Genomic DNA, 15,617 nt, shown 5'->3' on the forward strand with positions numbered 1-15,617 from the left:
GCCGCCTTTTCTTCATGAACGCACATGGATATCGACCACTGCGCCGCGACGCCGCTCAGCGCGACATCATGTTCATGCTGACGTTGTGCATCACCCACAGCGTGCCGACGATCAGGATCGCCGCGGTCAGCACCGTATAGCTGAATGCCATCACGTTCCAGCGCTGGCCCGACGAACCGTTCATGTGCAGGAAGTACACGAGGTGCACGACGATCTGCACGAATGCCAGCACGGCCAACGCGATCAGCGACGCATGCGGCGACAGCACGCCGCCCATCACGAGGCCGAACGACGCGGCCGTGAGCAGCACCGACAGGATGAAGCCGGCGACGTAGCCGCCGACACTGCCGTGCCCTTCTTCGAGTTGAGACGAATGCGAATGGGCCATTTAGATCACGCTCGCGAGATAGACAAAGGAAAACACGCAGATCCACACGATGTCGAGGAAGTGCCAGAAGAGGCTCAGGCACGTCAGGCGCCGCAGGTCGCGATCGGTCAGGTCGCCGCCGCGGAACACGATCTGCCCGGCGAGCACGATCATCCACAGCAGGCCGGCCGTCACGTGCAGCCCGTGCGTGCCGACCAGCGTGAAGAACGCCGACAGGAACGCGCTGCGCTGCGGGCCTGCGCCTTCCGCGATCAGGTGCGAGAACTCGCGCAGTTCCATCGCGAGAAACGCCGCGCCGAGCACGAACGTCACCGCGAGCCACGCGAGCAGCGCGCCGCGCCTCTGCTTGTAGGCGGCGAGCATCGCGAAACCGTACGTGATGCTCGACAGCAGCAGCGCGGCGGTTTCCACCGCGACGCCCGGAATGTCGAACAGGTCTTTCGCGGCCGGCCCGCCCGCATACTGGTGGCCGAGCACCGCGAACGTCGCGAACAGCGCCGCGAAGATCACGCAGTCCGTCATCAGGTACAGCCAGAAACCGAACACCGAATGCGACGGCGGATGGTCGTCGTGCTCGAGCAGGGTTGCGCTCAAGGTTTTCTGCAACATCAGTTGGCCTCCAGTTCCACGTCGTCGACACGCGCAGGCACGCGCTTGGTCGGCTGCTTGTCTTCGATCTTCCGCACCGTCGACGCGGGGATGTAATAGCCGTCGTTATCGCGCGAGCTGTAGATCACCAGCGTCGCGACGATCCCGACGAGTCCGGCGATCGCGAGCCACCAGATGTGCCACACCAGCGCGAAGCCGAGCACCAGGCTGAAAATCGCGACCACGAGGCCCGCGCAGGTATTCGACGGCATATGGATATCGCGGATCGACGCCGGGTTCGGCCGGCCTTCGCCGCGCGCCTTCAGGTCCGCGTACGCGTCGAGCGTGCGCACCTGCGGGATCACCGCGAAGTTGTAGTCGGCCGGCGGCGACGAGGTCGCCCACTCCAGCGTGCGGCCGCCCCATGGGTCGCCCGTCGTGTCGCGGTATTCGGGCAGGTTGCGGTTGCGGATGCTGACCACCAGTTGCAGCAGCTGGCATGCAATGCCGATCGCGATCAGCACGGCGCCGAACGCGGCGACCAGCAGCCACGGATGCCAGGCCGGGTTGTCGTAGTGGTTGAGCCGGCGCGTCATGCCCATGAAGCCGAGCACGTAGAGCGGCACGAAAGCGACGTAGAAGCCGACCTGCCAGAACCAGAACGCGGCCTTGCCGAGCTTCTCGTTCAGCTTGAAGCCGAACGCCTTCGGGAACCAGTAGTTGAAGCCCGCGAGATAGCCGAACAGCACGCCGCCGATGATCACGTTATGGAAGTGCGCGATCAGGAACAGGCTGTTGTGCAGCACGAAGTCCGCGCCGGGAATCGCCATCATCACGCCGGTCATGCCGCCGAGCGTGAACGTGACCATGAAGCCGATCGTCCACAGCACCGGCGTCGTGAATTCGATCCGGCCGCGATACATCGTAAACAGCCAGTTGAACACCTTCACGCCGGTCGGGATCGCGATGATCATGGTCATGATGCCGAAGAACGCGTTCACGTTCGCACCCGAGCCCATCGTGAAGAAGTGATGCAGCCACACGAGGAACGACAGCACCATGATCGCGCAGGTCGCGTACACCATCGTCTTGTAGCCGAACAGCGGCTTCTTCGCGAACGTCGCGATGACCTCCGAGAAGATGCCGAACGCCGGCAGGATCAGGATGTACACCTCCGGATGGCCCCAGGCCCAGATCAGGTTCAGGTACAGCATCGCGTTGCCGCCGGCTTCGTTCGTGAAGAAGTGCATGCCGAGGTAACGGTCGAGGCCGAGCAGCGCGAGCGTCGCAGTCAGGATCGGGAACGACGCCATGATCAGCACGTTGGTGCAGAGCGCGGTCCACGTGAACACCGGCATCTTCAGCAGCGTCATGCCCGGCGCGCGCATCTTGATGATCGTCACGAAGAAGTTCACGCCGGTCAGCAGCGTGCCGACGCCCGAGATCTGCAGCGCCCACAGGTAGTAATCGACGCCTACTCCCGGGCTGAACTGCAGCTCCGACAGCGGCGGGTACGCGAGCCAGCCCGTCTGCGCGAATTCGCCGATCACGAGCGAGATGTTGATCAGGATCGCGCTGACCGCCGTCATCCAGAAGCTCAGCGAGTTGATGAACGGGAATGCGACGTCGCGCGCGCCGATCTGCAGCGGCACGATCAGGTTCATCAGGCCGACCATGAACACCATCGCCATGAAGAAGATCATGATCACGCCGTGTGCCGTGAAGATCTGGTCATAGTGGTGCGGCGGCAGGTAGCCGGGCGCGTTGTACGCGAGCGCGAGCTGCATGCGCATCATGATCGCGTCGGCGAAGCCGCGCAGCAGCATGATCAGCGCGACGATGATGTACATCACGCCGAGTTTCTTGTGGTCGACTGTCGTCAGCCATTCCGTCCACAGCCATTTCCACCGGCCGGTGATCGTCAGCGCGGCGAGTATGCCCAGCACGGCCAGCCCCATGAAGGCGCCGGCCACCATGATGATGGGCTGATCGAACGGGATCGCCGATAGTGTGAGTTTGCCGAACATGCGTTACCCCTTCGTGCCGCAGGCGGCGTCCTTCAGGTCGAGGACGTGGCCATCGTTGTATTTCGCGATGATGTTGTGGAAGAGCCGCGGATCGACCGACGAGAAGTAGCGCACGGGCGCCTTCTCGCTCGGCTGCGCGACGGTGCCGTACACGGTCGCGTCGAGTCGCTCCGGCGATGCCTTCACCTTCTGCACCCATGCGTCGAACTGTTCGCGCGGCTCGGCGAGCGTGCGGAATTTCATGTCGGAGAAGCCGCGGCCGCTGAAGTTGGCGGACGTGCCCGCGTAGTTGCCGGGCTCGTCGGCGATCAGGTGCAGGCGCGTCTGCATGCCGGCCATCGCGTAGACCTGGCCGCCGAGCTGTGGAATGAAGAACGAGTTCATCACCGAATCCGACGTGATGCGGAAGTTCACCGGCGTGCCCACCGGAATCGCGAGCTGGTTCACCGACGCGATGCCGAGTTCCGGATAGATGAACAGCCACTTCCAGTCGAGCGCGACGACCTCGACGTCGATCGGCTTCACCGACGACTCGAGCGGCTTGTACGGGTCGAGCTCGTGCGTGGTCTTCCACGTGAGCACGCCGAGGAACAGGATGATCAGCGTCGGCACCGCCCAGATCACGACTTCGATCGCGGTCGAGTGCGACCAGTTCGGCGCGTACGTTGCGTTGCGGTTCGATGCGCGGTAACGCCACGCGAACCACAGCGTCAGCAGGATCACCGGCACGACGACGATCAGCATCGCCCAGGTGGACGTCGCGATCAGCGCCTTTTCGGCTGCACCCACGCTTCCTTTCGGATTTAGTACATCTAAATTACAGCCTGACAGGCTCAGCGCCGCGCCGATTGACATCAGCGCCGACCAGCCTCTTGAAGCTCTTGTTTTCATCACACAGCCCGAGGGTCATTGAATCCGTTTTGCGTATGCCCGATGCGCATTCGATTCACGAAAGTGGCCGAATCATACGTCGCGCGGGTGCGATGAAAAACCGGTGGGTGCGACAAATCATCATTGCAAAATCTGCCGTGAGACACATTGTCGCGGGGCAATTTCACGCAGCCGGAAGCTGGCCCGGCGCCGCATGCGCCGGACCGCAATCGATGTATGCGCAACGACCGCATCGCCGTGCGGTGCGCCCCCGCCCTCGCGGCGTATCGCGATCAGCCGTGCGTCGATGCCATGTACGCCGGCTGCGCCCGCACGGGGCCGTCCGCTGCAGGCACCTTCGAACGACTGGCTTCGTCGATCAGCTTGCCGACGGTCGGATCGATCGCGTCGGTGAATGGTTTCGGATCGATGCCGACCGCCAGCACGACCAGCGCGAGCGACGCGAACATCGCGATCTCGCGACGGTTCAGGTCGGCGAGCTTCGCGATCCGCTGGCTCGCGACCTTGCCGAACACGACGCGCTTGAGCATCCACAGCGTGTACGACGCGCTGAGGATCAGCGTCAGCGCCGCGATCGCGCCGATCCAGAAGTTGAAACGGATCGCGCCCATGATGACCATGAACTCGCCGACGAACCCCGACGTGCCCGGCAGGCCGACGTTGGCCATCGCGAACAGCAGCGCGAAGGTCGCGAACCGCGGCATCACGCCCGCCACACCGCCGTACGCGGCGATCTCGCGCTGCTTCGTGCGATCGACGAGCACGTTCACGCACAGCAGCATCGCGCCCGCGACGAAGCCGTACGACACGAGCTGCACGATCGCGCCTTCGACGCCGATCCGGTTGAACAGGAACAGCCCGAGCGTGACGATGCCCATGTGCGCGACCGTCGAGTACGCGAGCAGCTTGCCGAGATCGGTCTGCGCGAGCGCGATCAGGCTCGCATAGACGATCGCGAACAGCGACAGCGCGATCACGGCCGGTGCGAAGAAGTGGCTCGCGTCGGGCGTGATCGGCAGCGCGAAGCGCAGGAACCCGTACCCGCCGAGCTTGAGCATCGCGAGCATCAGCGCGGCACCCGTCGGGCCGTCCGTATACACGTCGCTCAGCCACGTATGAACCGGCCACATCGGCACCTTGACCGCGAACGCGGCAAAGAAGCCGAGGAATACCAGCAACTGCGGTGCGAAACCGAGCTGCAGCGTGCGCCACACGGCCAGGTCGAACGTATGCGACTGCGCGTACAGGTACAGCATCGCCATCAGCAGCAGCAGCGAGCCGGCGAACGAGATGAAGAAGAACTTCACGGCCGCATACACGCGGCGCTCGCGCCCCCACGTGCCGATCAACAGGTAAAGCGGAATCAGCGTCGCCTCGAAGAAGATGAAGAACAGCAGCCCGTCCTGTGCGGCGAACACGCCGACCATCAACCCCGACAGGATCAGGAACGACGCGTAGTACTGCGCGATACGCACCGTGACCGACTCCCACGACGCGATCACCACCACGAGCGTCGTGAATGCGGTCAGCACGACGAGCCACAGCGACGCGCCGTCGATGCCGACCCGCCAGCCCGAATTGAACGCCGCCAGCCAGTTGCGGCTTTCGGCGAACTGCATCGCGGCCGAATGCGCATCGAAACCGGCGACCAGCGGGACGACGGCGACCAGCCCCGCCAGCGCACCGGCGAGCGCAATCAGTCGTGTCCGGCGCGGATGATGGTCGGAACCGGCGCGCAGCACGCACGCGCCAAACAGGATCGGAACCCAGATGGCCAGGCTCAGGAAGGGAAAATCATGCATGTCAACAAGGCCTTGATGAGGTCGCGCACTGCATCGGGGACAGGCGAAACGAAAGGAACGAAATCAAATCGACAGATAGATTTCGTGAATCGCCAATGTTGGCAAAATGTAAAGCGGTATCACGGGAAAACTTGATGCCGCTCAAGCGCAATCGGGTTAACCAGCATAAGGCGATCGATTATTTTTTGCAGCGCAGCAGCGCATCGATTTTCAGCGTCGGCGCAGAATGCTGATTTTTATGAGTAATTTTTTGTATTGCTCGACGAGGGATGTCGTGGAAATCGACGCAGCGCCGCAATTTTGGCGTCAACGCATCGTTTCGGAGGGCCGGGGCGCGCTGGGTGACGTCGCGTCGGGCAGTGATCGCACAGCGCTTCCTGCCTTACATGACCACTTTCATTTTTATTTCATTCGGCGTTGCCCGATGCAGATCGGGCGCGCATGGCCGCTCCACCGTTCGGCGCCGTTCAGGCATCGCATCGTTCATGTTCCCGGCCGCTAGCGTTGATGACTCAGGCGGTCCCGTACGCGCATCGTCAGGTTGTGTTGTGCGAGAAAATGGACGAAGCGGCTGTCGCGCGTTGCATAGACCGGCGATGACGCGAGCGTCGTCGCATCGACGATATGGTGCGAATCGATCATGCCGCTTGCGGCGGGCAGCGACGACTTCGACGTCTGCGTTGTGACGATCGCATCGTAACCGCGTGCGACATCCGGCAGCGCGTGCTGGTCGGACACGACGGAGAACGGATCGAGCACGAACAGAAATGCGCCCGGCTCCATCGCGACGAGCTGCGCGATGATCGCGTGGTACTTGTGCAGGACCTGCTGGCGCTCGCCATACACGTGCATGCCGTCGACCATCGCATGCCGGTAGCCGTGCAGCCGCGCGTAACGCTCGTGGTTTTCGACAAGTTCGTCGACAGGTCAATGAGAGAGGACTGTCAGAACGGAATGCGGGCTGGCCAAGAGCGTCACCTTGAGTCGCGCCAATCGATACGCAATATGTAGCGCGTTACCGCCGCTCAAGTCGAGCACTCATTGCCTGACTGGCTGCCTCGGCCAATTCCGCCTGCGGATGAGATCCGGCTGCATCGAATGAGTTGTGCGTGGATGCAGCGGAAAAAGAAAAAGCCCCGCAAGTCCGAGAACTTGCGGGGCTTTGTCACCGCTTTTGGCGGAGACGGAGTCCGACCGACCCGAAGCTACCGGGATCCAAGGACGTCTACATCCACTTGAATTTAAAGACATTTCCGTTCCAATTTAGCTTTGGAAGGCTACTTGAATCTCCCCAAGTCGCCTGATAAGGTATAGGTACCGGTGTATGTTTACGGGGCGCCAGATGAATCTAACCGTAGGGCAAATTTCGAAGATTCCCACGAAGCCCGGCCTTCTGGGCGACGGTGGGGGCCTGTACTTGCAGTTGCGCGAGCAAGCAGACGGCAACTGGTCTAAAGCCTGGGTGTTCCGATACCGCGACCGGGTGGTTATGGGGAAAGACGGTAAAGGCAAGCTGCGAACCGTTGGCCTGGGGCCGCTATCCAAGGTGCCTCTTAAGGCGGCACGCGACAAGGCGCACGAGTTCCGCAAGCTGCTTGATCAGGGCGTCGATCCGCTGCGGGCCAGAGACGCGGCCAAGCGGCAGACCGAACTGGCCGCGGCGGCAGACCGAACTTTCGACCAGTGCGCAGCCGAATTTCTTGCCGACAACCCGAAGAACGGAACCGCGTGGCAGAACACCCTCGCCACCCACGTCAGTCCCGTGATTGGGCAACTGCCGGTCGCCAGCATCGACACGCCCCACGTGCTCAAGGTGTTGAAGCCGATATGGTGGGAGCTCAACGAGACGGCCTCTCGTGTTCGCAGCCGGGTGGAAGCAATCCTCGGGTACGCCACGGTGCACGGTTACCGCAAGGGCGACAATCCGGCCCGTTGGAGGAACCACCTCGCCCTGGTGCTGCCTGCTCCCGCCGACGTCCAGCAAGAGAAGCCGCAGCCGGCGCTGCCCTACCCCCGTATCAACGAATTCGTGGTCGCATTGCGACAGCGCCCCGGGCTCGCTGCTCGTGCACTGGAATTGCTGATCCTCACTGCCGTTCGAAGCGGCTCCCTGCGCGCCGCCACCTGGGATGAATTCGACCTCGAGCGCGCGGTGTGGACGATTCCCACCGATCACATGAAAGGAAAGAAGTCGAAGCGCACAGAATTCAAAGTGCCCCTGCCAGAGCGGGCGGTTGAGATCGTCCGCGATCTGGCACGGCATAAGGCCGGCCCGTACGTGTTCCCAGGCACCGAGCCAGACGAAGAGATGTCGGACGCTACCTTGCTAGCGGTCATCAAGCGCATGAACGGCGAAAAACTGAAGGACCCGCCCCCACCCGTCTGGGCCGATCCTAAGCAGGACAACCGGCCGATCGTAGTGCACGGCTTCCGGTCGACGTTCAGCGACTGGGCGGCGGAAATGACGGCGTGGCCACGCGATCTGCGCGAGATGGCACTGGCGCACACAATCGACAACAAAGTGGAAGCGGCCTACCGCCGCGGCGACCTCTTCGAGAAACGCCGACGGCTGATGGACGAGTGGGCCGCGTACTGCGAAGTCAAGGCGCCGGCGTCGACGGACAACGTGCATGCAATCCGTGCAGTCGGCTGACGTTACGAAAATCGCTACAACGAGCAAAAATAGTTTGCGCTGGATTTTCTTGGCTTGCTATAGTCGGCGCACGCTACCAGGACGGATACAGCGATTGACGCCGGGCCCCCTGAGTGCCGATGCGTGGTAGCCGCGTCGAATTTTAGGATAAGCTCGAGCAACGGACGCTCCGAAATGATCACATTGTGATCGTTCGGGGCGTTTCTCGTTTACGGCCTTCGAACGATCGCACTCGTTCAAAGGAACGTCCGTGAACTTTCTCGACCTCAAGCAGGTGATGAGCAAGACCCGCGCGAGCCGGCCTTACATCTATCTGCTCATCAGTCGCAACGCATTTCCGAGGCCCGTAAAATTCGGCTCCCGCTCCGCATGGATCGAAACTGAAGTGGAAGAATGGATGCGCGCCCGCGTTGCCGAACGCGACGCAAAGGGGGCGCAGCATGCCTGAGAAAGAAACAGGCCGCGATGTTCCATACGCATCGCGGCCCCAGCAAAACACAGCGTACGGCGATTCAGATTCTGTCCGTATCACGGATGACGATCGATCGTTGCGCACCCATCTGAATCAATGGATGGTGCATGGCGCGCCGCCTGAGGTCGACGTCATCGACGTCGAGACGGAGGGCAACCGCTGCCAGCTCAGCGTGTTCATCGGTAAGCCGCATCTGTTCCGCCTCGACGTGTTCATCTTGGGCTGGCGACCGCTGGTCGACGCGACGCTGACCTTGACGGCACTGGACGAACTCGCCGACGCCGCGCAATGTGGCGATGCCGAGGGCGTCCACGTCGCCTACGAGCGTGTGCACAAGCTGCTGAGCGATCCTCGCAACTGGATGCGTGCCGTCCCGCCGACAGCGGAAATTTTCATCGACGCGTGCCGTTTCCGTGACGATGTGAAGGAGGCTACATGAGCTTGCGTGAACAAGCCCTTTCACTCGCGCAGCACCGCGGGTTCAACGTGTTTCCGCTCGCGCCCGGGTCCAAGAAGCCGCCGCACGGAAGTAACGGATTCAAGGACGCGACGCGTGACGCGCACCGCATCCGCCAAGCGTTCAGCACGGACAATTTCAATATCGGCATCCGATGCGATGTGTGCAACGACACGAACATCTTCGTGCTCGACATTGATGGGCCTGAAGGTGAAGCCGCGCTAGCCGATCTCGTCGCCGCGAATAAGCCCCTCCCAGCAACACTCGAAAGTCAGACGCGCCGCGGCCGGCACATGATCTTCTACGCAGCTGGCCCAGTTGGCAGCTCGGTGTCGAAGGTTGGCAACCACATCGACGTGCGCGGACACAACGGCTATATCGTGGCGCCGGGCTCAACCGTCGACGGCCACACCTATCGGTTCATCGACCCTCACAAACGAATTCAGCGCGCGCCCGAGTGGCTGTATAGGCTCGTACGCGGCGCTGGGGCAACCGCAGAAGCAACGCCGGCCGATCGCGCGCCACTCCAGGGGGGTCGATGCTGATCGCGCGCAGCAGCGCGCCATTACATACTTGTCGACGGCCCCGGCGGCAATCGAGGGCGAAGGTGGCGACACCATAACCTACAAGGTGGCAGCCAAGCTGAAGGACGTCGGCTGTACACAGCAGCAGGCGGTAGAGCTCATGGTTGAGCACTGGAACGAACGCTGCAATCCGCCGTGGGACGCCGATGAACTTTCGGTCAAGGTGGCGCACGCGTTCAAGTACGGGCAGGAGCCGCCGGGCAGCATGGCAGCCGAAGCCGTGTTCGAGAAAGTCGAACAGCCGGTGAAACCGACCCTGCCGCCCCTCTATGTGACGCGCGTGGCGGATGTGCAGGCACGCCCTATCGAGTGGCTGTGGCCCAACGTATTCGCGCTCGGCAAGCACAGCATCATCGCCGGGCAGCCTGGGCTCGGCAAGTCGCAGCTGTCGATTTATCTGGCTGCGGCGGTGAGCGTTGGGGGCACGTTGCCTGACGGCTCGAAATGCCCGCAGGGTGACGTAGTGATGCTCACGATGGAGGATGACATCGCGGACACCATTCGGCCGCGCCTGGAAGCTGCAGGCGCTGACCTGAATCGCGTCTACGTGCTCGACGGCGTGCCCGAGAAGCTGAAAAACGGACAGGATGGGATGCGCGCCTTCGACCTGACGCGCGACGTCCATCTGCTCGGTCAATTAGCCGACAAGCTGTCGGACTTGCGTCTGATCGTCGTCGATCCGATTAGCGCCTTCATGGGCGAAACGGACAGCCACAAGAACGCCGACGTGCGCGCCGCACTCTCGATGATCTCGAAGCTGGCCGAATCACGCCGCGCCGCACTGTTGTCTATCAGCCACTTGAACAAGTCGTCTGAATCGAATGCACTGAACCGCGTGACCGGCTCTGGTGCGTTCGCGGCGCAAGCGCGGGCCGTCTACATCGTGGCCCGTGATTCGGACGATGACACTATGCGCACCATGAGCCCGGCAAAGAACAACGTGGGCGATGATCGCACGTCGTTTTTTTTCACGGTCGAAGGCGTGACACTCGACAGCGGCATCGCCACGTCGAAGGCAGTGTGGCAAGAACGCACCGAAGAACGCAGCGCAGATGAAGCACTCGATAAGAAAAAGACACGCGACACGGATACCGCCGTGGGACGCGCGGCACGCTTCGTTCACGAGCAACTGCAAGGCGGGCCGAAGCCGGGCAAGGAAGTGCAGTCCGCCGCGAAAGATGCGGGTATCAGCGATAAGACGCTGCGCCGCGCACGTGAAGCCCTGGGCGTCATCACAAAGAAAGCCGAAGGCTCGAAAAACGGCGAATGGATGTGGATTTTGCCGGGCTCAACCGCTGATTTAGCCGGCGCAAAGACAGCCGGCGACATCTTCAGCTGAGTATCGACGCGTCGATGCACAGGCCGCCTTCGGGCGGCTTTTCCACACTCGTGATGCCCATACACCCGACGCACGGGCAAGTTGGGCAACTTGACCGCAAACCCTTGCGGGCATTGACATCCACGTGTTGACCATCCTGGGCAACACGATCAGCGGACCATGGGCAAGTTGACAGCCACGAGTTGCCCACCATTTTCGTGTTGCCCGTGAACTTGCCCACCCTCTCGTCAGCCATGGGCAACACGTAAACACACCACCACATAGGGGTTAGAGAGAGTGTGTGTGTCGTGTTGCCCATGTTGCCCATAAATCTGGGATGACATCATCCGGCGCACGCTTGAGCTCCTGCCGCCCCACGTGGGTGAGACTGGCATTGCGCCCGCAATGGCATCGCCGTGCGCGAGGCGCTCGGTGCAACGCTCTCGACCGGTACGACGGAACGGCCTTCCGCAAGCCGTGGCCGATCGGCAAGGCTCGCCGCGCCGCTGGCCCCGTTACCTGCACCTGTACCTACACACCAGCGCGCCGAACGCGACCAGTGTGCGACCAGCGAGCGCCCTACCCTGGCCGCAGCCTTGATGCACAAGCCTGCCCAGCCTACGGCCTTCTGATGCTCAATCAAACGCCCTGCACGTTCGTGTTACGAGGCCCTGCAGCGCTGTGCGCTGCGTCGACGTCGAGGCGACCCAGGGAGCGCAGATGGGACCCGTCGACCCTCCGGGGGGCGCCGGTGCCGGGTGGGGCCGGAATTCGGCCGGCCGCGTGCATTGTCGGGGGCAAGTCCCCGCGCGATTTTAGATTTCATCCTGACGGCGAAAACAACTTGTCAAGGACTACAAAATTTTTCTTGTTTACGGGGCTGCAAATCGGCATAATGAATTCACGGAAAGTTGTTTATTTTCAATGTGTTACGAAAATCGTAACAACCAAGGAAACCGCCGATGTTCGGAAAGCAAACCCCGGAAAGGCTCGAGCAGACAATCGCTGCGTTGTCGCACGAGCAGCAGGTTGCCGAGCAGTCCGCCACCGCAGCGCGAGGCGCCTATGCCGATGCTCTGCTTGAGGACGGCGTAGGCTCGCCTCGGGTCGCGGCCTTGCTGCGTGAGGCCGGCGACGCCCGTGAACGTGCGGACGCACTGCGCGGCGCGCTTTCGGTGGCACAGCAGCGTTACGACGAAGCCGTTGCCGCCGAGCAGGCGGCCGCGCGGAAAAGCCGTCGGAAGGATGCCGCGCGCCTCGCTGCAGTTCGGGCCGACAAGATGGCCACGGTTGCTGCAGCGGCAGCCGCGCTTGCAGATGCATACAGTGACCTCATGCAGGCGAACACCGATCTACGCGTCGCACTCGATGGTGCCGCAAGTATCGACATGGAGGCAGCCCACTTGGGCGAGTCGCAGCTGGCAGGCGACGTGCGAACCGAGCTCGCGCGTCTTGGCTGTTCGTGGGCGGCGCTGGTTCCGGAACCGCGCCTTGTTGAGTCGCTGGATGTGAAGGCAAAACGCATCGGTGCGTGGCTGCAGACGACTCTGGGAGCCGCATGATGGACGACATCCAAACGACTGGCGCAGAGAGCGTCGAGCAGACGATGGCCGCGGCGCTTGTCGACCGCGGCGTGTGGACGCGGGAACAGGCCGACGCGATGCTCGCCGCCGATGCGGTAGCCGGCCCCGATCAGGGTTTCGATCCGCTCGTTGCAGCATCCAAACCCACCGCCCCGCCGCAAGGTGTCGACCCGATCGACGCTGCCGTATTCACCGGCCCTGACAATGCGGCTGCGTATAACTTCGGCGCCGTAGACCCCAGTGTCCAGGTCGACCAGGCCCAAGACATGGCCGTGCGCCAGTTATTTGTGAGCGAAGGCGTGCCGGCCAGCATCGGGAACCACATCGGGCAATTGTGGAACGCCGCCGCCGCCAATCCGCCGACTACTGAAGAACGCAACGTCGCCACACAGCAGGCGGAGCTCGTGCTGCAGCGCCAGTGGGGAAACGACTACGAGGCGAATTTGAAGGCGGCGCAGCAGGAGGTTCAACGCATGTCGAGAGCCAATCCGAACCTCCACGACATGCTCGAAGTGAGCGGACTCGGCTCGAATCCGTGGCTCATCACGACCATCTTCAACTTGGCGAAGGCTCGGGGGCGCGCATGAACCGGTTCTACCCGCGTTGCCAGTTCCACGGCGGACGGCTTGAACGTACCGGCCTGCTGGCTTTCTGCGGTGCGCCGTCGGTTCCCTGTTCGTCGTATTGCAGTCTCCACCATGCGCGCGTCTGGGTTGCGATGTCAGCGCGTGTTGTCGAGCGCGTTGAGGTTTGACGATGCCGCGCCTTGTAAAGCTGAACGATCGCCATCTCAAGTACATCGATGGCCGACTCGCGGGCAAGTCCGGCCCAGTGGCGGCGCGGGAAGCGGGGTTCTGTGAAAGCCGCGCCAGTGACCTTGCGCGCAATCCGTTGATCGTGGCCGAACTCGACCGGCGCCGCGCCGAGCTGCGCGAGAAGGCAGGCTACGACTTCGACGCAGCGATGAAAGAACTTGAAACGGCGGCGGCGTTCGCGGTGCAGACGAAGAACGCAACCGCACTCACCCGCGTGGCCGAACTGCGCATGAAGCTAGCGGGCCTTCTGAAGGACAAAGACCCGAATGCCGGCGCCGGAAATGTGACGTTCGTCATCAACGGAGTTACACCGCAGGCGCCCCGCGCGGAGATTGCAGACAATGAATAACCGCGTCATCTCGTTCGCCCCCCCTGGCCCGAAAGCCCGCGCTTTCATGGAAAGCATGGCCGACGTGCGTGTGCTGATGGGCCCCGTCGGCTCTGCCAAGTCCTCCACCGCAGTAATGACGATCCTGATGTTGTCATCCCTGCAACCGATCGGGCCGGATGGTAAGCGCCGCTCGCGCTGGGCAGTGATCCGCCCGACGTATCGGGACCTGGTGGGCGCAACCATCAAGACGTGGCAGTCATGGCAGCCGCACGACTTCGGCCGCGTGACTATGGGCTCACCGATCGTCCACAACATCAGCACGTCGGATCTGGAAATCGAAGTGCTGTTCTTCCCGCTCGATCGGCCCGAAGATGCGGAGAAGCTGCGCTCGTTTGAGTTCACGGGTGTATGGTTCGACGAGGTATCAGAGGTTCCCTTCGAGATCATCCAGGCAGCACTCGGGCGTGTCGGCCGCTATCCGAGCGTGCGCGACGGCGGGTGTTACTGGTCGGGGCTGCTTCTCACGTCGAACATGACCGACCCGGACCACTGGGTGCACGAGAAGCTGATGAGCTGCCCGAAGTCGTGGGAGTTCTTCATCCAGCCCGGTGGTATGGAGCCCGACGCGGAGAACGTGAATAACCTCCCGCGCGGCTATTACCAGCGCCTGCTCGACTCCAACGACGAGGATTGGTGCCGCCGCTTCGTGCATGCGCAGTTTGTTGCGCAGCGGATCGGTAAGGTGGTCTACCCGGCGTTTCGGGACACCTTCCACGTTCCACAGAACGACATCATGCCGGCACTGAATCTTGGCGTGGTCCTTGGTATCGACTTCGGACTGACGCCCGCCGTGGCCTTCCTTCAGCAGCAGGCCGATGGCCGCGTGGTCGTCTTCGATGAATTGGTGGCGACCGACGCCGGTATCAGCCGGTTCGCCAAGACGCTCGACACGTACTGGAAGCAGCACTACTCGCACCTGACCGTGATTGGCGCATACGGTGACCCCGCAGGCAGCGCGCGCAGCACGGACACGGAGCGCACCGCGTTCGACGTCCTAAACGCCAATACACCGTGGCGGTGGCGCCCGGCGAGGACGAACGAGATTACGCTGCGCACGGAAGCCGTGACGTTCTTCCTGGAAAAGGCGGTGGACGGATACCCAGGCTTCCAGCTATCGCCTAAGTGCAAGACGCTGCGCGGTGGGTTCAATGGGAAGTATTGCTTCCAGCCGGTGCAGTCGGGTAACGGTACGCACTTCCACGATACGCCGACGAAGAACATGTACAGCCACATTCAAGACGCGCTGCAGTACGGCGTGCTTGGACTGGGCGGCGCGGAACTGGCAGTCGGGAAGGAGCGCCGACAGGGTTCGCGCGTCCGCCAGGCTACCGACGTCGACTACCCCCTCCTTGGTGACGATCGCCCGCCCGAGCGCAATCCGATGAAAGTTGGTGTGCGTTGGGGCGAGCCGTCGCGCGAAACGTACCGAAATGAACGAGAGAACCGCGAGAGGGTTGCTCGCGGTACCGACTACGACATCTTCAGTTAAGGGGCGTATATGCGCGCAGACAGTCAAGTCTACTCACTCGGCGCCGCACTATCCGCGACCGGTGCCGGCATCCCGATCCGCGGAGGCTATTACGCGTTCGTCGCGGACGGTACTGCCGGCGGCGCCACCGTTTCCCTGCAGGCACAGTTGCCCGATGGA

General features: G+C 62.5%; 15 protein-coding genes. 9 read left to right on the forward strand and 6 right to left on the reverse strand.

What is annotated here, in order from left to right:
• Nucleotides 1–55: 55 nt before the first annotated feature.
• The 6 genes from cyoD to BT264_RS39890 all read right to left on the reverse strand — a co-directional run bounded on the left by cyoD (nucleotide 56) and on the right by BT264_RS39890 (nucleotide 6,560).
• Nucleotides 56–388 (reverse strand): cytochrome o ubiquinol oxidase subunit IV, encoded by a 333-nt coding sequence (cyoD, locus tag BT264_RS13095; RefSeq protein ID WP_011352504.1) that lies wholly within the window; start codon nucleotides 386–388, stop codon nucleotides 56–58.
• Nucleotides 389–997, reverse strand: coding sequence for a cytochrome o ubiquinol oxidase subunit III (cyoC, locus tag BT264_RS13100; protein WP_072437047.1), 609 nt, complete (start codon nucleotides 995–997; stop codon nucleotides 389–391).
• Complete coding sequence (gene cyoB, locus BT264_RS13105) at nucleotides 997–3,003, reverse strand: cytochrome o ubiquinol oxidase subunit I (protein ID WP_034184696.1); 2,007 nt, start codon at nucleotides 3,001–3,003, stop codon at nucleotides 997–999. The genes cyoC and cyoB overlap by 1 nt, the downstream gene beginning before the upstream one ends.
• Nucleotides 3,004–3,006: 3 nt before the next feature.
• Nucleotides 3,007–3,894: a ubiquinol oxidase subunit II gene (gene cyoA / locus BT264_RS13110; protein ID WP_072437046.1), complete on the reverse strand. Its 888-nt coding sequence runs from the start codon at nucleotides 3,892–3,894 to the stop codon at nucleotides 3,007–3,009.
• A gap of 272 nt (nucleotides 3,895–4,166) precedes the next feature.
• A complete protein-coding gene (locus BT264_RS13115) occupies nucleotides 4,167–5,696 on the reverse strand; it encodes a complex I subunit 4 family protein (RefSeq protein ID WP_072437045.1) in 1,530 nt (509 codons plus the stop codon).
• A 498-nt stretch (nucleotides 5,697–6,194) separates the two neighbouring features.
• Nucleotides 6,195–6,560 carry a hypothetical protein gene (locus BT264_RS39890; protein WP_256260622.1) on the reverse strand — a complete coding sequence of 122 codons (366 nt, stop codon included), beginning with the start codon at nucleotides 6,558–6,560 and terminating at the stop codon, nucleotides 6,195–6,197.
• A gap of 478 nt (nucleotides 6,561–7,038) precedes the next feature.
• Here BT264_RS39890 and BT264_RS13125 point away from each other — a divergent pair, with 478 nt between their 5' ends.
• The 9 genes from BT264_RS13125 to BT264_RS13165 all read left to right on the forward strand — a co-directional run bounded on the left by BT264_RS13125 (nucleotide 7,039) and on the right by BT264_RS13165 (nucleotide 15,458).
• Nucleotides 7,039–8,349, forward strand: coding sequence for a tyrosine-type recombinase/integrase (locus BT264_RS13125; protein ID WP_218173339.1), 1,311 nt, complete (start codon nucleotides 7,039–7,041; stop codon nucleotides 8,347–8,349).
• Between the two features lie 250 nt (nucleotides 8,350–8,599).
• Nucleotides 8,600–8,797, forward strand: a complete 198-nt coding sequence (locus BT264_RS13130) for a helix-turn-helix transcriptional regulator (protein ID WP_072437043.1) — start codon at nucleotides 8,600–8,602, stop codon at nucleotides 8,795–8,797.
• Complete coding sequence (locus BT264_RS13135) at nucleotides 8,790–9,260, forward strand: hypothetical protein (protein WP_218173340.1); 471 nt, start codon at nucleotides 8,790–8,792, stop codon at nucleotides 9,258–9,260. Before BT264_RS13130 ends, BT264_RS13135 begins: the two co-directional genes overlap by 8 nt.
• Nucleotides 9,257–9,823: a bifunctional DNA primase/polymerase gene (locus BT264_RS13140; protein ID WP_072437041.1), complete on the forward strand. Its 567-nt coding sequence runs from the start codon at nucleotides 9,257–9,259 to the stop codon at nucleotides 9,821–9,823. Before BT264_RS13135 ends, BT264_RS13140 begins: the two co-directional genes overlap by 4 nt.
• Before the next feature lie 28 nt (nucleotides 9,824–9,851).
• Nucleotides 9,852–11,201, forward strand: coding sequence for an AAA family ATPase (locus BT264_RS13145; RefSeq protein ID WP_143155689.1), 1,350 nt, complete (start codon nucleotides 9,852–9,854; stop codon nucleotides 11,199–11,201).
• Between the two features lie 941 nt (nucleotides 11,202–12,142).
• Nucleotides 12,143–12,742 carry a hypothetical protein gene (locus BT264_RS39165; protein ID WP_072437039.1) on the forward strand — a complete coding sequence of 200 codons (600 nt, stop codon included), beginning with the start codon at nucleotides 12,143–12,145 and terminating at the stop codon, nucleotides 12,740–12,742.
• Complete coding sequence (locus BT264_RS39170) at nucleotides 12,739–13,350, forward strand: hypothetical protein (protein ID WP_072437038.1); 612 nt, start codon at nucleotides 12,739–12,741, stop codon at nucleotides 13,348–13,350. The genes BT264_RS39165 and BT264_RS39170 overlap by 4 nt, the downstream gene beginning before the upstream one ends.
• A gap of 169 nt (nucleotides 13,351–13,519) precedes the next feature.
• Nucleotides 13,520–13,927: a hypothetical protein gene (locus BT264_RS13160; protein ID WP_072437037.1), complete on the forward strand. Its 408-nt coding sequence runs from the start codon at nucleotides 13,520–13,522 to the stop codon at nucleotides 13,925–13,927.
• Nucleotides 13,920–15,458, forward strand: a complete 1,539-nt coding sequence (locus BT264_RS13165) for a hypothetical protein (protein WP_143155688.1) — start codon at nucleotides 13,920–13,922, stop codon at nucleotides 15,456–15,458. Before BT264_RS13160 ends, BT264_RS13165 begins: the two co-directional genes overlap by 8 nt.
• The last annotated feature ends 159 nt before the right edge of the window (nucleotides 15,459–15,617 follow it).

The sequence above is a fragment of the Burkholderia sp. NFPP32 genome, assembly GCF_900119325.1.
In the GTDB taxonomy this organism is placed as follows: Bacteria; Pseudomonadota; Gammaproteobacteria; order Burkholderiales; family Burkholderiaceae; genus Burkholderia; species Burkholderia pyrrocinia_C.